At 69.9% G+C, this 16,392-nt stretch carries 17 protein-coding genes; 9 read left to right on the top strand and 8 right to left on the bottom strand.

Annotated elements, in window-relative coordinates; genetic code table 11:
- Positions 1-1,086, bottom strand: a complete 1,086-nt coding sequence (locus AB0C30_RS53960; protein ID WP_357959524.1) for an alpha/beta hydrolase fold domain-containing protein — start codon at positions 1,084-1,086, stop codon at positions 1-3.
- Between the two features lie 182 nt (positions 1,087-1,268).
- The gene (locus AB0C30_RS53955) at positions 1,269-1,538 is read right to left on the bottom strand and encodes a helix-turn-helix transcriptional regulator (protein ID WP_357959521.1); all 270 of its coding nucleotides are present in this window, start codon (positions 1,536-1,538) and stop codon (positions 1,269-1,271) included.
- An 88-nt stretch (positions 1,539-1,626) separates the two neighbouring features.
- Between AB0C30_RS53955 and map the strand changes: the two genes are divergently transcribed.
- Together map and AB0C30_RS53945 are read left to right on the top strand one after the other, a co-directional pair.
- Positions 1,627-2,406 (top strand): type I methionyl aminopeptidase, encoded by a 780-nt coding sequence (gene map / locus AB0C30_RS53950; protein ID WP_357959518.1) that lies wholly within the window; start codon positions 1,627-1,629, stop codon positions 2,404-2,406.
- 136 nt (positions 2,407-2,542) lie between these two features.
- Positions 2,543-3,241, top strand: coding sequence for an endonuclease V (locus AB0C30_RS53945; protein ID WP_357959515.1), 699 nt, complete (start codon positions 2,543-2,545; stop codon positions 3,239-3,241).
- A 22-nt stretch (positions 3,242-3,263) separates the two neighbouring features.
- Here AB0C30_RS53945 and AB0C30_RS53940 read toward each other — a convergent pair whose 3' ends face one another.
- Entirely contained in the window at positions 3,264-3,635 is a 372-nt protein-coding gene (locus AB0C30_RS53940; RefSeq protein ID WP_357959512.1) for a hypothetical protein, read from the bottom strand.
- Positions 3,636-3,904: 269 nt separating this feature from the next.
- On the opposite strand from AB0C30_RS53940, the gene AB0C30_RS53935 reads away from it, so the two are divergent.
- Positions 3,905-6,139, top strand: coding sequence for a hypothetical protein (locus AB0C30_RS53935; protein ID WP_357959509.1), 2,235 nt, complete (start codon positions 3,905-3,907; stop codon positions 6,137-6,139).
- A 92-nt stretch (positions 6,140-6,231) separates the two neighbouring features.
- Here the strand turns inward: AB0C30_RS53935 and AB0C30_RS53930 are convergent, their stop codons facing one another.
- Positions 6,232-7,029 carry an HAD-IIB family hydrolase gene (locus AB0C30_RS53930; protein WP_357959506.1) on the bottom strand — a complete coding sequence of 266 codons (798 nt, stop codon included), beginning with the start codon at positions 7,027-7,029 and terminating at the stop codon, positions 6,232-6,234.
- 66 nt (positions 7,030-7,095) lie between these two features.
- On the opposite strand from AB0C30_RS53930, the gene AB0C30_RS53925 reads away from it, so the two are divergent.
- Positions 7,096-8,109 (top strand): substrate-binding domain-containing protein, encoded by a 1,014-nt coding sequence (locus AB0C30_RS53925; protein WP_357959503.1) that lies wholly within the window; start codon positions 7,096-7,098, stop codon positions 8,107-8,109.
- Between the two features lie 13 nt (positions 8,110-8,122).
- Here AB0C30_RS53925 and AB0C30_RS53920 read toward each other — a convergent pair whose 3' ends face one another.
- Entirely contained in the window at positions 8,123-8,599 is a 477-nt protein-coding gene (locus AB0C30_RS53920; RefSeq protein WP_357959500.1) for a DUF2283 domain-containing protein, read from the bottom strand.
- Between the two features lie 136 nt (positions 8,600-8,735).
- Here AB0C30_RS53920 and pyrF point away from each other — a divergent pair, with 136 nt between their 5' ends.
- Together pyrF and AB0C30_RS53910 are read left to right on the top strand one after the other, a co-directional pair.
- Complete coding sequence (gene pyrF, locus AB0C30_RS53915) at positions 8,736-9,542, top strand: orotidine-5'-phosphate decarboxylase (protein WP_357959497.1); 807 nt, start codon at positions 8,736-8,738, stop codon at positions 9,540-9,542.
- Positions 9,543-9,687: 145 nt separating this feature from the next.
- On the top strand, positions 9,688-10,587 hold the full coding sequence (locus AB0C30_RS53910; RefSeq protein WP_357959494.1) for a hypothetical protein: 900 nt from the start codon (positions 9,688-9,690) through the stop codon (positions 10,585-10,587).
- On the opposite strand, the gene leuA is transcribed toward AB0C30_RS53910, so the two are convergent.
- The gene (gene leuA, locus AB0C30_RS53905) at positions 10,584-12,275 is read right to left on the bottom strand and encodes a 2-isopropylmalate synthase (RefSeq protein WP_357959585.1); all 1,692 of its coding nucleotides are present in this window, start codon (positions 12,273-12,275) and stop codon (positions 10,584-10,586) included. The two genes, AB0C30_RS53910 and leuA, sit on opposite strands and share 4 nt — an antisense overlap.
- A 206-nt stretch (positions 12,276-12,481) precedes the next feature.
- On the opposite strand from leuA, the gene AB0C30_RS53900 reads away from it, so the two are divergent.
- Both AB0C30_RS53900 and AB0C30_RS53895 read left to right on the top strand, forming a co-directional pair.
- Complete coding sequence (locus AB0C30_RS53900; RefSeq protein ID WP_357959491.1) at positions 12,482-13,177, top strand: FCD domain-containing protein; 696 nt, start codon at positions 12,482-12,484, stop codon at positions 13,175-13,177.
- A gap of 169 nt (positions 13,178-13,346) precedes the next feature.
- The gene (locus AB0C30_RS53895; RefSeq protein ID WP_357959488.1) at positions 13,347-14,618 is read left to right on the top strand and encodes an esterase-like activity of phytase family protein; all 1,272 of its coding nucleotides are present in this window, start codon (positions 13,347-13,349) and stop codon (positions 14,616-14,618) included.
- A gap of 45 nt (positions 14,619-14,663) precedes the next feature.
- Here AB0C30_RS53895 and AB0C30_RS53890 read toward each other — a convergent pair whose 3' ends face one another.
- Positions 14,664-14,888, bottom strand: a complete 225-nt coding sequence (locus AB0C30_RS53890) for a DUF397 domain-containing protein (protein ID WP_357959485.1) — start codon at positions 14,886-14,888, stop codon at positions 14,664-14,666.
- Positions 14,875-15,696 (bottom strand): helix-turn-helix transcriptional regulator, encoded by an 822-nt coding sequence (locus tag AB0C30_RS53885; protein WP_357959482.1) that lies wholly within the window; start codon positions 15,694-15,696, stop codon positions 14,875-14,877. The genes AB0C30_RS53890 and AB0C30_RS53885 overlap by 14 nt, the downstream gene beginning before the upstream one ends.
- A gap of 238 nt (positions 15,697-15,934) precedes the next feature.
- Between AB0C30_RS53885 and AB0C30_RS53880 the strand changes: the two genes are divergently transcribed.
- On the top strand, positions 15,935-16,345 hold the full coding sequence (locus AB0C30_RS53880) for a hypothetical protein (protein ID WP_357959479.1): 411 nt from the start codon (positions 15,935-15,937) through the stop codon (positions 16,343-16,345).
- The last annotated feature ends 47 nt before the right edge of the window (positions 16,346-16,392 follow it).

Raw genomic sequence — 16,392 nt, 5'->3', positions numbered from 1 at the left:
TTATCGGAGGGCATCGGTGATGGCGAGGGCGGTGGTGCGCCAGATCGGGGCATGCGGGTCAATCACCGCGAAGTGGTCGCCGGACATTTCCAGATACGTCACGTCATCTCCGGCCTCCCGGGCGGCCCTGGCGTAGCGGCGCGCGAAGTCCACCAGGTCCAGCTCGTCCCCGGACCCTTGGACGATCAGCTGGCGGACCCGCAACGGCAACCTGAGCAGCGGACTCGCCGTACCGACCTCGAGGCCGGTACTGGAGGCTGTGCCGAGGGCGGCGGCGACCGCGCCGGAGCCGAGCCAGCGCCTGTCGGCCTCGGCGAGGTCGAGCATCCCCGCCAGCGACACGGCCAGCGAAACCCGCGCCCCGTCGGCCACCGCGCGGAAGGCCAGCTGCGCCCCGGCGGAGTGACCGACGACGGCGACCCGGCCGAGGTCGAGCGGCGCGTCCACGGTCGACAACGCGGCCAGCCCAGCGGCCGCATCCGCGGTGGTCGCCCGCCACCCGTACAGGTCGGGACGCCGGTATTCGAGGTTCCACACGGCGAGCCCTCGGCCGACGAGGTCGAGGCAGAGCGCGTCCATGAGATCGGCCGCCCAGTTCGACCGCCAGTTCCCGCCATGAACGAGCACCACGACAGCCGGCCTGTCCACCGCCCCCTCGGGAAGGTACAGCTCACCCCACTGATCGCGATGCGCCCCGTACGCGATCCGCATCCGCGGATGCCGCAGACGGTGTACGGCATGCCGAATCGCCCAGATCAACCCCTCGACGCCACGCCCGTGAACGTGCGTGGCCCCCTCCCCCACTTCAGCCCCGTCCACCCGGGCGAGATCCAGCCACACCAGAGGCCCAAGGCACTGCCCCATGAGCCGTCGCACCTCATCCACCGGCCCCGGAACCACCACGACGGCCGCGGCGGGCAACTCACCGTCGCCGCCCGCCATACACACCATGACTTCGGCCGCGTCACGAGCGTGCGCGAGCGCGCCAGAGACCCCGAGGGCGGCGAACTCGCGTTCGGCGATCTCGCTGAGCAACGCGGCGTCGGCGACCAGCCCTGGGCCGACGACCACCAGGACATCCCTCACGATTCCCGACACTACAGAACCTGCCGCCACTGGTCCGCTCTTCGACCTCGCATCGTCGGGATGAGGATGCAGGGCGATACGTCCCGATTCCAGGCGGAGGCCATCGACAACGGCACCCAGCATCGGGAGCCTCGGTGCCGGTAACCCAACGGCCGGTGTTCCGTGGGCCGGCGCGACAGCGGCTACGAGACGGCTTCCAGCGGTAGGTCGTTGCCGAGCCAGATAGCTGCCAACGCCTGAACCGGCACGTTGAGTGCCTCGCCGAGGCAGACGATCGTGCCGAATCCGGGAGAGGGCAGTCGTCCGGTCTCGATCTTGCGCAGGGTCTCCGGCGAGATGCCGGCCGCGTGCGCGACTTCCGCCAGGTCGCGTCCGGCTCGTGCGTGACGCAGCAGGGCGCCAAGACGCCTGCCGGCTTCGATCTGCTCAGGTGTGAGCGGTTGACGGACCATGCTCCCAAGATAGGGCTGGTATTACTATACCGGCAAGCTGTTAAGGTGCCGGTATAGTAATACCAGCATCCTGTGACGCGAGGTAATCATGATCGAACTGAAGACGCCTGCGGAGATCCAACGCATGCACGTGGCCGGGCGCTTCGTCGCCGAGGTGCTCTCCGAGGTCGGCCGGCTCGCCGACGTGGGCGTCAACCTCCTGGACCTGGAGCACCACGTGCGCGGCATGATCAAACGGTCCGGGGCGGAGTCGTGCTACTGGGACTACGCGCCGTCCTTCGGACGCGGCCCGTTCCGCAACGTCATCTGCCTGTCGGTCAACGACGCCGTCCTGCACGGAATACCCCACGACTACACGCTGCGTGACGGCGACGTACTCAGCGCGGACCTCGCGGTCAGCGTCGACGGCTGGGTGGCCGACTCGGCGCGCACGGTCGTCGTCGGGACCGCCGCCGAGGAGGACCTGCGCATTATCCGCGCCACCGAGGAAGCGTTGGAGGCGGCGATCGAGGTGGCGCGTCCGGGCAATCGCCTGGGTGACATCTCGGCGGCCATCTGGGCGGTAGCCCACGACTACGGCTACCCGGTCAACACCGAGTTCGGTGGCCACGGCATTGGCCGCACCATGCACGAGGGGCCCCACGTTTCGAACAAGGGCCGGGCAGGGCGCGGCCTTACGCTCCGGCCGGGCCTGACCCTCGCGCTCGAACCCTGGTTCGCCCGCACGACCGACCGGATCGTCTACGACGCCGACGGCTGGACCATTCGGTCGGCGGACGGCTCGCGCACGGCCCACTCCGAGCACACGGTAGCCATCACCGAGGACGCCCCCTTGGTGCTCACCCGCCGCACAGCTGAGTGCGGGTAGACGGGCAGAGCTTGATGGTCGTGGCCGCGGTGCTCGTTGTGGTCGGATGTGCGTGCGGTGTCCTGTCCCCGCCGAAGGACGGCTTGGTCGGCGGTGACAGTGACGCCCCGGGAGCCGATGGGCATAGGTTGACCATGTGCGGGTAAACCAGCTTCACCCCTGGCCGACGAGTACCGCGGAGGCGGAGGCGATCCAGGAGCGCCTCCGGCTTCACCTCGAGCTGACCGGCCCGACCTCGTTCACGTTGGTGGCGGGACTTGACGTGCACTACCACGGCGAGGACGAGGTGGCCGCCGCCGTGGTGGTGCTCTCCACAACCGCCGCCACGGACGACCACGCACGGGGCATGGCGGGCGATCTCGTGGTGGTCGAGCAAGTGGTGGTTCGTGGCAAGGCGCGGTTTCCGTACGTGCCGGGGCTCTTCGCCTTTCGCGAGTTGCCCGCGCTGGTGGAGGCGCTCGAACGGCTCACCGTCACCCCTGACCTGCTCGTCTGCGACGGGTACGGCCTCGCGCACCCACGCGGGTTCGGCCTTGCCTGCCACCTGGGCGTGCTCACCGGACTCCCCGCGATCGGCGTGGGCAAGACCCACTTCGTCGGCACCCACGACGCCCCGGACCCCGCTCGGGGCGCATGGACGCCGATCGAGCTGGACGGCTCGACCGTGGGCCGCGCCCTGCGTACGCAGCGGAACGTCAAGCCGGTGTACGTGTCGCAGGGCCACCGCATCACCCTCGACACGGCCTGCGCCGAGGTCCTGCGGCTCTCGCCGTACCACCGCCTGCCGGAGCCCATCCGCAAGGCCGACCACCTGGCCAGACACGGCGACCGGTAACCGTCGATCACCCGTGACCGGCTCAGCGGCGCCAAGCCCAGACCAGCAGCCACACGCTCAGCCCGAAGACCGCCATCCCGAGCGGCACGTGCACGGTCAGCACACCCGCCCCGCCCACCGCCGACTGTACGAACCCGAGCAGCAGAATCGCCAGCCCGACCAGCGCGGGCCAGCCCGCCCCACGCCCCGGCCGCCACACCAGCACGGCCGCGACGAGCAGCACCAGCCCCAGCACGTGTACGGCCAAGGCCCCCATACCGTGCGACCCTGCCGACGCCCCGCTGAGCAACTGACCGGCCGTCACGGCCTGGAAGAGCACCGCCAGCGCGTTCAGCGCGGCAATGATCTTGAACGTGGTCAGATATCCGCTTCCCTTGGCGGCCTGAGTTACCACTCGCTTCTCCTTTGACCTCGTGAGGTCTCAAGGATCTTGCCGTCACGTCAGCGCGGCATCCGACGCCCGTCGTCATCCTCTGTACGCCAGAAGGCGTACACGGCGAGGCCCGCCCCTTCGCTGACGTCCGGGCCCTGCCGATGCGGACGCCGCCGTGAACGGGGCAGCGAGCAGAGCAGCCGCCCCAGGGCTCGTTACCCAACCGATTCTTGATCAACTTGGCGGCGGCTCGTTAAGGTTGGGCGCCTTCGCCCCCCAGGAGTAGCCTCATGCGCCGCCACCGTTTCGGCCGGATCGCGGCCGTCTTCGCCATGATTTACCTGGCCGCCGTGGTCGTCCTCGCCGTCGTCGTCGAGGTCACCGGCGACATCACCCCCCTCTGGGTGGTCGTCGCGGACCGGAGTGACTTCGCGGCCGACGACCTCCGGCCGTGGTGGTGGCTCGTGGTCCTGCTGGTCCTGATCGCGGCGGTGCAGGCCTGGGCGTACTGGCAGGTGCTCCGAGGACCTGAGCGCGGCCAGCCGGCGCGGCACGGCAGGGAGGTCCGCCTGCTCCGGGCCACGCTCTATGTCAGCGTCGGACACGACCTGCTCCTGCTGCTGCCCATCCCGTACACCTGGTGGATGGAGCTGATCCCCGGAGCGATCCAGCTGCTGACGGCCTGGCTGTTCTTCCGTGTGCTGCGCGGCACCACTCTTCGATGGTTGCGGCGCATCGTCCTCGTGACGGGGATGCTCCACGCGGTGAACGGCCTGGCCACCGCCGCCACATGGAGCCTGGGCGCCGGCTCCCCCGCCTGGATGGCCGGTCTGTTCGGGGTAGGGGAACTCATCTGGCCGGCGTGGGCGATATCGGTGCTGGTGGCGCAGGCGCGGGATCCGCGCTGGAGCCGGACGACCGTGCGGATCGGCGTGGTCGCGTTGGTCATATCGCTCCTCCGGCCCAGCTCGCTGCTGACGTTCAGCTACGCGAGCGAGGTGCCCTGGGACCAGCTGGTCTACGTACTCCTCGGCGCGCTGTCCGTCTTCGGGCTGGTCTGGTGGGCCCGATCCGCGCACGACCTGGGCAGCCTCATGCCCCCGGCGCCCCGGCCGCGGTCCGTGCGAGCGCCCGCCAGACGATGGCCGCTCCCCGTAGTGGCGATCGTGCTCCCGCTGCTCCCGGCGGCCGTCAATCTCGCGCACGGAATGCCGTTCTGGCTCGGGCCGACGAACGCGTTGTGGAGCATCGTGCAGGAGCACGGCAGCTCCGAACTCCTCATCACCTGGTACGCACTCGACCTCCTCGTAGGCGTCGGCCTCCCGTCACTGCTCATCTTGGCCGCCGTCCGGCACCGCACCCAGCGCCTCATGCGGGCCACGACGTTGTCGCTGTTCTCCCTGGCCGCCGTCGCCGCCGTGAGCGCGTTCACTGAGACGGCCTCCGGCCCCCTCTTCGGGGAGCTGCCGCTCTACCCCGCCGGCCTGTTCGTCAAGGACGGCGCGCTGGTCTCCACCGGCATCTCCCCGCTGTGGTACGGCCTCGCGCTCACCGCGTCCGCCCTCATCCTGACGTTCCTGTACGCCGCCCCGCCCGCCCACCGCGGCCGACGCCACGTGCTCGTGGCGGGCATCGCCTCAGCTGCGGCACTCTGCCTTCTCCCCGCGGCGGACCAGGCCCGCGGACCCGCCACCACGGCCGAGGAATGCCATCCGCCCCCGTACTGGGAACAGGAACAACCGGAGCCGCCCCCCGAGCTGACCGCCGAGCAGCAGTTCGTCTGCGCCCTCCGCGGTCAGGGCACCGGCCTGGCGCGGTTCACCGCCACCACACCCGACCAGGCCGTGCTCGCCTACGGACGCCGGCTGTGCGAACTCCACACGCGTAACGACCCGCGCGAGCTGGCCCGCTGGAAGATCGACCGCAACACCCTGACTTACATGATCGCCGAAATCTGCCCCAGCGCCGCCGCCATCGTCAAGGCCGGACGCGCCAAGCAGGACCAGGAGATCGCGGAGATGCGGGCGGAGGCTCAACGCATGTGCGACGCGACGCCACGCCACCATCCGCGCATCAAGCCGGCCACGGCGATCCGGATAAAAGAGCCCCAGATGACCGACTACGGCGTCCTGCAGACGTACGAGAACGAGGACGGGGACCCGAACCTGGACCCTGGCAACGGGCTGGTCTCCTCCGAACCCGGCGCTCTGGCGGTCATCACGAACCCCGACTTCGACCTCTGCGTCACCGTCGAGACCTACCCGCGCCGCCCACCCGTGGAGACCAAGGGCTGGGACACGGTCGTCGAGGTCGGCTACCGCAGTCCCATGGGAGAGATCGTGCTCTCGGACAATGTCAGCGGCACCGAACTGCCGGACCTGTCACTCAACGGCCGCGCGGGCCACTACCGGATCCGTGTGCACTACGCCTGGTTCCCGTGGAAGGGCGAAGATCAGGGCGGCCAGCGGCTGCTGATCATGGCGTACCCGGCTCCCGGCGACAAGGAGGTCGTCTACCGCAAGTGAACGTCCTTCCGGCGGACGCATGCCCGACATCGTCCACATGCACGGCAAACCGTTCTCGCCGCGGTGATACAACCTGCGGAGTGACAACGGGGTCACAAGCGGTACAGGCGTTCCAGGACCGCGGCCACCCCGTGATCGTCGTTGGACAAGGTGCGCCGCTCGACGGCCGCCATCACCATGTGGTGCGCGTTCGCCATCGCGTACCCCGCCCCGGCGAAGGCGAGGACCGCGAGGTCGTTGGGCATGTCGCCGAACGCCACCACCTCGGCCGCGTCCACCCCCCGCTCCTCGCACAGCCGGGCCAGCGTGCCGGCCTTCGTCACCCCGGGAGCGCTGATCTCCAGCAGCCCGCTGCCGCCCGAGTGCGTCACCTCGGCCTGGCCCTCGACGGCCGCGACGGCGGCGGTGAACATCTCGTCCACCGCGTGCGTCGCCGACCAGGCCAGCAGCTTGACGACCGGCTCACCCTCCTCGCAGGCGTCCACGACCTCGCGGGTGAAGGGCAGGTCCGGGAGGATGCGCCTGGTGTAGCCGGGCTCGACCAGGACGTGCCGGCCCGTCTCCACCGCGAAGGCGACACCGGGCAGGGCCTCGCGGAGCGTCTCCATCAGCTTCCTCGCGGCGGCCAGGTCGAGCGCGTACGTGCTGGTGATCTCGCGGGTGTCCAGGTCGTAGACGATGGCGCCGTTGCTGCAGACCGCGGTGCCGGTGACGTCCGCCATCGCGGCGATCGGGTCCACGCCGCGTGGCGGCCGGGCGGTGACGAACACGATGTCGGCGCCGGCGTCGCGGGCGCGCCCCAGGGCGCGGCGGGTGCGCGGGGACACTGAGCCGGTGGAGTCGAGGAGGGTTCCGTCAAGGTCTGTTGCCACGATACGGGGTGCGATCACCCCACCATTAAATCCGCTGCGGCTGAGCGGCCCTTTGGGGTATATGTCGGCGTTAGGGAGGAATTCATGCCGAGCAGCCCCAGGCGTACCACGCTGGCCACCGTCGCCGCTTCGGCCGGCGTGTCCGTGGCCACCGTGTCCAAGGTGCTCAACGGCCGCCGCGAAGTCGCGCCTGACACCCGTACACTGGTGCAGTCCCTGCTGCTGGAACACGGCTACGTCCCGCGCTCGTCACCCCGGGACCTGGCCGATGGGTCGGCCACGGTCGAGATGTGGGTGGACGAGATGTGCGCCTACTCCACCGAGATCATCAAGGGCACGATCGACGCCGGCGCCGAGTCGGGCGTGGCGGTCGTCGTCAGCGGTACGAAGGGCATGGCCGGCGGCGGCACCTCCTGGGCTCGCGACCTGGTCGCCGCCGGGCGGCGGGCGATGATCACTCTTACCAACGGGCCGACCAAGGCCCAGCTGGCCGCGCTGTCGCGAGTACGTTTACCCGTGGTCGTCATCGACCCCCTGAACCTGCCGGACGCCCCCGTGACCAGCGTCGGCTGCACCAACTTCGCCGGCGGCCTGTCCGCCACCCAGCATCTGCTCGCCCTCGGCCACCGCCGCATCGCCTACCTCGGCGGTCCCGCGACCGCGGCCGTCAACCAGGCACGCATGCATGGCTTCCGCGCCGCCATGGAAGCCGCGGGCGTGCCCGTACCTCCGGAATATGTCCGTACTGCGGGCTTCTGCTATCCCCACGGGGTGCAAGAAGGAGCCGCCGTGCTCGACCTGCGCCCCGCGCCGACCGCCATCTTCGCCGCCGGCGACGAGAGCGCCCTCGGCGCCATCCAGGCCGCCAGGGCGCGTGGCCTGCGTGTCCCCGAAGACCTCAGCGTCGTCGGCTTCGACGACACCGAGATCGCCACCATGACCTCGCCGCAGCTGACCACCGTACGCCAGCCGCTGCGCGAGATGGGCGCCGTCGCCCTGCGCACCGCCCTGCGTCTGGCCGCGGGCGAGAAAATCGACTCCCGCCACGTCGAACTCGCCACCGAACTCGTCATACGCGGCTCCACCCTTGCCGCCTGATCACTCAGAACACTCAGAGGCGCATCTCTGACGGCATCGTCGTGGCCGCGTTGAGGAGTTCCACGCCGAGCAGTTCTCCCGACTCCGCGTAGTCGAGCACGACATCCTCCGACAGGGTCTGCCGTACCGCCTCACCTGGCACTATTTCGTGCTTCATCGCGATATAGGCGACGTCGTGCTCCTTCTCCCACCGGACGTACACCGTGTGCTCGCGTCCGTCGGTGGGCTCCTCGTCCCAGCTCAGCAACCCTTCCTTGGCCTCGTGCGAGCCGGCGAGCGCGGCCCGCACCATGGTCATGGCGAGTTCGAGCGCCTGGAGCGAGTCGACGCCGGTGACCTTGCGATCGTGCTCCCACCCGGCGAGCCCGTCGATCCGGTAAGGGCACGACCACTCCCCCGTCGGCTCCTCGATCGGCAGCCCGATCGTGACGACGACCTCGCGTAGCGGCTCGGTGCGCAGCGTCAGCGTGCGGTGGGCGATCTCGTACATGTCAGCTGATCTACCCCGGAGGCGAACTCTGGAAGACTGGAGGCGAGAAGAGGCAGCCCATACCGCCATGGTCGAAAGCCTTTCCCGCATCAGAGCGGCGCCGTTAGTCTGCGTACGTCGCGAGGGGAGTCCAGTGGTGAATGAGTCGTTCGGGACACGGTTGCGGTCCAGGCTCGACAAGTACGGCCCACTCTGCGTAGGCATCGACCCCAGCCCAGCGCTGCTCGACGCGTGGGGGCTCGACGACTCCCCGGCCGGGCTGGAGCGGTTCAGCCATACGGTGGTCGACGCGATCGGCGACGTGGCGGCGGTGGTCAAGCCGCAGTCCGCGTTCTACGAGCGCTGGGGCAGCCGGGGCATCGCCGTGCTGGAGAGCGTCATCGCCGACCTGCGTGAGGCGGGCACGGTGGTGATCCTCGACGTCAAGCGGGGCGACATCGGCAGCACGATGGCCGCCTACGCCGAGGCGTACCTCGACCGGGGCAGCCCGCTCGCGGTCGACGCCGTGACGCTCAGCCCCTACCTCGGGTTCGGTTCGCTGGCGGGCGCGATCACGTCGGCCATCGCCAACGACGCCGGCGTCTTCGTCCTGGCGCGCACCTCCAACCCGGAGGCCGTGGCGCTGCAGACGGCGGTCGCGGGCGAGATCTTCGCGGGCGCCGCGGCGGCGAACGCGGGCCGCGCCCCCCTGGGTCCGGTCGGCGTCGTGATCGGCGCCACCCTGCCGTCGCTGGAGCATCCGCTGGAGCAGCTCAACGGCCCCATCCTGGCGCCGGGCCTGGGCGCGCAGGGCGCCGCTCCGGCCGACCTGGCCCGGCTGTTCGGTCCGGTACGGCAGGCGGTCGTCCCGTCGGTGTCACGGGCCGTGCTCGCCGACCCGGAGCGGATCCGCGAGCTGGTGCAGCGCTACCGCGACGACTGCGCCCGCCACCTGTCCTCCTGACGGGCTCGCTCCCGGACTAGGGACATCCCTAGGTTCCGTCCTGACGCGGCTCGTGCTCCGGCGTACTGATCATTGAGGTTCTGACGCGGTGACCTCAGCCCGCAGGTCCTGGGCTGATCAGAACGGCCGGAGCCGAGGAGCCTTCATGTCCGCTTTCCCATACGCCGACGATCTCGCCGAAGAGCTGGCCTCGATGGCCGGGGAGGTGCCCGCCACGGTGAGCGTGCTGGGGCTCGCCGTGCCCGAGCCGAGCGCGGTCCAGCGCCGCCTGGAGGAGCTGGTCCTGGCCGTCGCCGGTCCGCGCGACGGCATCTCCTTCGAGACGGTGACCCACCAGGATCGGACCACGGTGTGGCTGCCGGGCCGGTTGCGGGCCGTGGGATTCCACGCGTCGGGCTCGATGACCGTGCATCTCGACCTGCCGCCGTCCGAGGACCTCTTCGAGAACGACCCCGGTGACGCGGAGCTGACCGGCATGCTGCGCGCCGCCGGGGATCGGATCGGGCTGCCGTCCCTCGTACCGGCTGAGGACGAGTTGGCGTTCGAGCGCCTCTGGCGGGTCAAGGCGGCGGCCGGGGAGCGCTGGACCGAGCCCAGCCTGTGCCGGGCGCTCGGCTCGTTCCGGCATTACGTACGTGATCTTCCGGTGTACGGCAGGGCGTCGTCCACCGTGGAGCTGGGCGCGAGCGGCGGCGTGACGTCGCTGAGCGTGTCGACCCGCCGCTTCGCCGGTGACGGGGGCGGCGCGACGGTCGCGGAGCCCGGGGTGCGGACGCCGATCCAGGCGGCGCGGGAGGTCGCCGCCCGGGTGGCGGAGTCCTTCGCCGGTATGGAGGACACCCGGCTGACGCCGCAGTGGTTCCGTTTCGGCTACCTGAGTCTCGGTCGCAGGCGGCCGCAGACATTGCTCACGCCGTTCTACATCGCGAGCATCAGGGTCCAGAGCGAGACGGAGGTCTCCGCGCACGTGACCGCGGTGCCGGGCTGCGACGGACGGTTCTCCCCGACCCTGAATCTGGTCCCCAAGCAGCGCCGCGTGGCCTAAGCGACTGAAGCCGCTCGGTTGACGGCGGCTCGGTTGACGGCGGCGAGCAGGGCGCGGACGGAGGCGGTCAGCACCGAAGTGTCGCGGCCCGCTCCCCACCGGACCGTCTCCCCCACCCGCGCCTCCACGTAGGCGACGGCCTGGCTGTCCTGGCCCGGCCCGGTGGCATGCTGCGCGTAGTGGAGGATGTCGACCCCGCCCAGCGCCCCGGCCAGCGCCGACAGCGGGCCGTTGCCGGTCCCCCGCAGCTCGCCGCCGCCATCACGCCGGGTGCCGGCGAACTCGTGGACCCCCGGCCCGGTCTCCGCGGTGCTCCAGTCAGCGAGCGCGTACGGCCCGTCGTCCGCCGGTTCCAGGTAGGCGGCCTGGAAGAGCCGCCACAGCTCCGCGGCCGTCACCTCCGCCCCGCTGCCGTCCGTGGCCCGCTGGACGACCGCCGAGAAGTCGATCTGCAGCCGTCGCGGCAGGTCGAGCCCCTGATGGGTGCTGAGCAGGTAGGCGATGCCGCCCTTGCCCGACTGGCTGTTGACGCGGATCACGGCCTGGTAGTCGCGGCCCACGTCGGCGGGGTCGATCGGCAGGTACGGCACCTCCCAGGGCGCCTGCTCCACGGGCACGCCCAGCTCGGCGGCTCGCTTGGCGTGGTGGGCCAGGCCCTTGCCGATGGCGTCCTGGTGGGTGCCGGAGAAGGCGGTGTAGACCAGGTCACCGGCGTACGGGTGGCGATCAGGGACGGGCAGACGGTTGCAGTGCTCGACCGTACGGCGGATCGCGTCGATGTCGGAGAGGTCCAGCATCGGGTCCACGCCCTGCGAGTGCAGGTTGAGCGCGAGCGTGACCAGGTCGACGTTGCCGGTGCGCTCGCCGTTGCCGAACAGGCAGCCTTCGACCCGCTGCGCCCCGGCCAGCAGCGCCAGCTCCGCGCAGGCGACGCCGGTGCCGCGGTCGTTGTGCGGGTGCACCGAGAGGATCACCGAGTCGCGGCGGGCCAGGTGGCGGTGCATGTACTCGATCTGGTCGGCGTAGACGTTCGGGGTGGCGGTCTCGACCGTGGCGGGCAGGTTGTGGATGACCGGGCGGTCCGGGCTCGCCTCCCACAGGGCCGTCAGGTCGTCGCACACCTCCAGCACGTAGTCGGGCTCGGTGAGGTTGAACACCTCGGGCGAGAACTCGTACCTGATCGGCGGCCCCGGACGGGCGTCGGCCAGGCGGGCCACGTGCGCGGCCGCGTCCTTGATGAGGGCGCGCAACGCCTGCCTGTCGTGGCCGAGCACCACGTCACGCCAGACGGGAGCGGTCGCCGTGTAGAGGTGGACGACGACGCGCGGCAGTCCCTCGACGGAGGCGAAGGTCCGCTCGATCAGGTCGCGCCGGGCGGCCGTGAACACGACGATCGTCACGTCCTCCGGCACCGCCCCCGGCACGGCCAGGTCGCGGACGAAGTCGAAGTCCGTCTGGCTGGCCGACGGGTAGCCGACCTCGATCTCCTTGAAGCCCATGGCCACCAGCAGCTCGAACATCCGCCGCTTGCGCGCCGGGTCCATCGGCTCGGCCAGCGCCTGGTTGCCGTCGCGCAGGTCCACGGGCACCCAGAGCGGCGCCCGCTCGATGCGCCGCGCGGGCCAGCCGCGCTCGGTCAGCGGCACCTCGACGCGGCGGTGGGCGGGCTGGTAGCGGTGGTACGGCATGGCGCTGGGGCGTTGCCGGTTCCAGTCGTGCACGGGGTTTCCTTCCGGTCGTTCTCAGGGGTTCGACCGGCACTGCGGAGCCACCGCGGCGGGGTGCCGGTCGATTCAGGCCCCGCCGCGGCGGCCGAGAAGGAGACCACGTGACGTCATGCCGGGTACACTAACCACAACACAGGTCCTCAGACAACCTGAGAGGTTCATCCGCGATGCCGCTCGGCACCCTTCGTCCCAGCCCTCTGGTCGAGCAGGCCACCGAGCACCTGCGCGAGCAGATCACCGGCGGCCACTGGCCGGTCGGCACCCGACTCCCCGGCGAGAACGCCCTGGCCAAGACCCTCGGCGTGGGCCGCTCCACGGTCCGCGAGGCGCTGCGCGCGCTGGCGGGCGCCGGGCTGGTGCAGGCCCGCCAGGGCAGCGGCGTGTTCGTCATCGCCACCGAACCGGCCGCCGACTGGCCCACCCGCCTGCGCCGGGCCGCGATCACCGACGTCTACGAGGTGCGGATGATGGTCGAGACCCAGGCCGCCCGCCTGGCCGCGGCCCGCCGTACCGACGAGGACCTCGCCTCACTGGAGGCGGCCCTGCAAGCACGGCGGGCGGCGGCCGGGGGCGGTGACGCGGGGTTCGTGGACGCGGACATCGCGCTGCACGCGGCGGTCGTGGCGGCGGCGCGCAACCCGGTGCTCGACGACCTGTTCGCCGAGTTCGCCCCGGCGCTGCGGGGTCGGCTGGTGGACGTGGTGGAGCTGCTCGGCCTGCGGGAGACCGAGCCCAATCCCGGCGACGACGCGCATGCCGCGCTGGTGGCCGCCATCCGGGAGGGGGACGGGCAGGCGGCGAGCGACATCCTCCAGGCGGAGCTCGAACAGACGCTGGCCATGCTTCATCGCAACGCCGTCTGACAATCGGCTCGGTCCATCGGGAGTGTCAACCAACAGGACAAACGGTGCTGCCGCTGTGCGGCGGGCCGTCGCGACTTCGGGCAGGTCTGTTCATCGGCGCTTCAACAATTGGACGTTTGACGTCATTAGGGTCAGGACGCTCGTATTCGCCGGTGTGAAAGGCCGTGCCATGTTCCGTCCCGTACTCGTGGGTCTGGCGCTCGTCGTGGGCCCGGCGGTCACCGCCGCCCCCTCCTTGGCCGAGGCCGCGCCGCGGCCCGTGGTGGTCAAGGACGTGAGCATCCCGCCCGTACCCCTCAAGGACCTGCAGCGGTCCATCGCCGACGATCGCGGGGTCAAGCTGGGCGGGGTCGGCAGCGGGCTGTTCCCGGCCGGGCGGCGCGGGGACTACTGGATGGTCACCGACCGCGGCCCCAACGGGCAGGTGGGCGCGGACAAGCGGCGCACGTTCCCCATCCCGGAGTTCGCCCCCGCGATCGTGCAGGTGGCCACCCGGTTCGGCGTCGAGATCAAGAAGTACGTCCCCCTGGTCGGCACCTCCGGCAAGCCGATCACCGGACTGAGCAACCAGGCCGGCCACGACGAGGTGCCCTACACCTGGGACGGCCAGACCGCGCTGCCGTACAACCCGAGCGGGGTGGACACCGAGGACCTGGTGCGGACCCCGCGCGGCGACTTCTGGCTGGTCGACGAGTACGGGCCGTCGCTGCTGCACGTCTCCGAGCGGGGGCGGGTGCTGGCCCGGTACGTCCCCAAGGGGCTCAACCTCACCGGCGCCGACTACCCGGTCAAGGAGACGCTGCCGGCCATCCTCGCCTCCCGCCAGCAGAACCGCGGGTTCGAAGGGCTGGCGATCGACGGCGACACCTTGTACCTCGCGGTGCAGAGCCCGCTGGCCAATCCGGACAAGAAGACCGGCAAATCCTCCCGCGTCGGCCGGATCCTCACCTTCAGCATCCGCGCGGCGCGGGTGACCGGAGAGTACGCCTACCGCTTCGAGGACGTCACGACCTTCGACCCGAAGGTGAACGGCGACCAGAGCGAGATGAAGGTCTCCGGCCTGGCGTACGTGGGCGGCCGCCGGCTGCTGGTGGACGAGCGGACCGATAATGTCGCCCGGATCTACCAGATCGACCTGGCCAAGGCCACGAACCTGCTGGGCGGGCGGTACGACGACCCGGCCACCGCGCCGTCGCTGGAGGCGCTGGCCGACCTGGGGGATGTCAAGGTCGCGGCCAAGTCGCTCGTCGCCGACCTGTCCGAGGTCGCCCCCACTCTGCCTGGCAAGGTCGAGGGCATCGCCCTGCTCGACCCGCGGACGCTCGTGGTCGCCAATGACAACGACTTCGGGCTCGGCGAGTTCGGAGCGGACGGGCGGCTGGTGGACAGCGGCGTTCCCAGCCGGATCCTCACCATCCGCCTGCCTCGCCCGGTGCGCTGAAGGATGTGCGGGCCCCGGCGATTACCGGGGCCTTCACTTGGGAGGTCAGATGTCGAACTCGCCCAGTTTCGCACCGCCCACGAAGGCGCGGAAAACGCCACCTCGCAAGATCAGCGGCTCGACGTCGGGCTGCTCAGAGTCTCTGATCGCGTATCGGTCGCCGCTCAGTTTGGCCGCGTAGAGGCAGTCGCCGCCGTTTGAACCCGAGAGAGTGGATTTCGTCCACTCAGCGGCCGCCAGTTCGGCGCGCAGCTCGTCACTGATCTTCATACTTTGCCGCCACCTCACGTACTAGTCGCTCGCTCACGTGTATGGGATGAGCCCATTTGTGGATCGCGTCGTATCTGACATTAACCCTTCGGACCATCTCCTCGCGATCGGATACGGAGCCCTGTTCAGCGCTGTCGAGGTAGATGTGATCTGGCATGCCCTGGCCTTGAGCCAGGGCGAAGCCGCCAAGCAAACCCGGCGTCGCCCCCACACCGAGGGGGACGATCTGGATTGAGATGAAGGGGGTGGCCATCATCTTCAGTAGGTGTTCGAGTTGTTCCCGCATCACCTCGGCACCCCCGAGGGGGCGGATCAGAGCGCACTCGTCGAGCAGCGCCCAGTACATCGGCGGCTTGTCGCGGTCGAACACCGCCTGACGCTGAAGCCGGGTCGCGACGGCCTCCTCGATCCAGTCCTGGGTGACTCCTGGCTCGGCGGAGAGGATCGCTCGCGCGTACGCGGCCGTCTGCAGCAGGCCCGGAACGACAAGAGGCTGCCAGGTTCGGATGGTGTGGGCGTTTTCTTCTACCTTTGGCCACTCTCTGAACCACTTCGGCCCCGACATCCTGCTGATGGGCAGCAGCCGAAGCAATTCCCCATTCAGGTCCAGGGCCGTCTCGGCCGCGAGGGTGAATTGCCGGGTCGGGTTACGCTTGCCGCGCTCGATCAGGCCGATCAAGCTCTCGCTGCACGGGATCAGCGCCCCCATGGCCATCTGAGAGAGACCGACCGCCATTCGGGCTTCCTTGAGGACCGCACCGTAGGAGTTCTGCTCGTCTGGGGATAGGGCCTGTTCATCCACGGACATGCCACGCTCCTCGAAATGCTCCGGACCGTTCTTCCCGACATCGCACACACAAAGACGCACCGCGACTGTCTGGATACGAACAGTTGCTTGCCGAATACAAAGCTAGCCGGGAAGCGGCACTCTGGCGATGTTTCTCGGAGCACAGACAGGCCCTCCGGACATGTCCGCTGCATCCTGTCTGGTTAATAAACCGGATAAGCCCGCCGCATTCCGGACAGAACATGGACGGTGACAGGGAATGACTCGCGAACCGCTGGGGAAAACGACCGAACCCTCAGAACCTCATCCACGCCATTCGCCGATCAGCGAAAGTGCCGCGGCCGAGCATGACCAGGCCCTGGCCGAGCTGCGCGAACTGCTGACCAGGCGCGGGATACACAGCTACGTCGTCGAGTGGCTCAAGCTCACGCTCCGCTCCGCGCCCTTTCCCGCCGACGCGCTCAGCAGCCTGGATCGGTATCCCCCGGAACTCGTGGTCTTCGCTCCCCAAGGGTGGCGGGTCGCCACGGTCCGCATAGCCGCCGACCGGTCAGCGGCGTATGTCGTTGAAGTGGCGCGAATAGGAGAAGATCACGGCGTGATGCCGGACATTCGCTATATCGTCCCCTCGGGAAAACCGGCAAAAGCCGCCGCTTTGATCCCCGGCTAATCCCCGCCGTCGGATCTGGCCTCTTTGACGGCGGGGGTGCGGCAAGG

The organism is Nonomuraea sp. NPDC048901 (assembly GCF_040649695.1).
Lineage (GTDB): Bacteria > Actinomycetota > Actinomycetes > Streptosporangiales > Streptosporangiaceae > Nonomuraea.
The sequence above is the reverse complement of the archived record's forward strand: the minus strand, read 5'-3'. Positions and strand labels throughout refer to the sequence as shown.

Excerpts from the sequence above, each read along its gene's own strand:
- AB0C30_RS53955 (WP_357959521.1), bottom strand. The coding sequence starts at position 1,538 with ATGGTCCGTCAACCGCTCACACCTGAGCAGATCGAAGCCGGCAGGCGT.
- map (WP_357959518.1), top strand. The coding sequence starts at position 1,627 with ATGATCGAACTGAAGACGCCTGCGGAGATCCAACGCATGCACGTGGCC.
- AB0C30_RS53935 (WP_357959509.1), top strand. The coding sequence starts at position 3,905 with ATGCGCCGCCACCGTTTCGGCCGGATCGCGGCCGTCTTCGCCATGATT.
- AB0C30_RS53925 (WP_357959503.1), top strand. The coding sequence starts at position 7,096 with ATGCCGAGCAGCCCCAGGCGTACCACGCTGGCCACCGTCGCCGCTTCG.
- AB0C30_RS53920 (WP_357959500.1), bottom strand. The coding sequence starts at position 8,599 with ATGTACGAGATCGCCCACCGCACGCTGACGCTGCGCACCGAGCCGCTA.
- AB0C30_RS53910 (WP_357959494.1), top strand. The coding sequence starts at position 9,688 with ATGTCCGCTTTCCCATACGCCGACGATCTCGCCGAAGAGCTGGCCTCG.
- leuA (WP_357959585.1), bottom strand. The coding sequence starts at position 12,275 with ATGCCGTACCACCGCTACCAGCCCGCCCACCGCCGCGTCGAGGTGCCG.
- AB0C30_RS53900 (WP_357959491.1), top strand. The coding sequence starts at position 12,482 with ATGCCGCTCGGCACCCTTCGTCCCAGCCCTCTGGTCGAGCAGGCCACC.
- AB0C30_RS53895 (WP_357959488.1), top strand. The coding sequence starts at position 13,347 with ATGTTCCGTCCCGTACTCGTGGGTCTGGCGCTCGTCGTGGGCCCGGCG.
- AB0C30_RS53890 (WP_357959485.1), bottom strand. The coding sequence starts at position 14,888 with ATGAAGATCAGTGACGAGCTGCGCGCCGAACTGGCGGCCGCTGAGTGG.
- AB0C30_RS53885 (WP_357959482.1), bottom strand. The coding sequence starts at position 15,696 with ATGTCCGTGGATGAACAGGCCCTATCCCCAGACGAGCAGAACTCCTAC.
- AB0C30_RS53880 (WP_357959479.1), top strand. The coding sequence starts at position 15,935 with ATGACTCGCGAACCGCTGGGGAAAACGACCGAACCCTCAGAACCTCAT.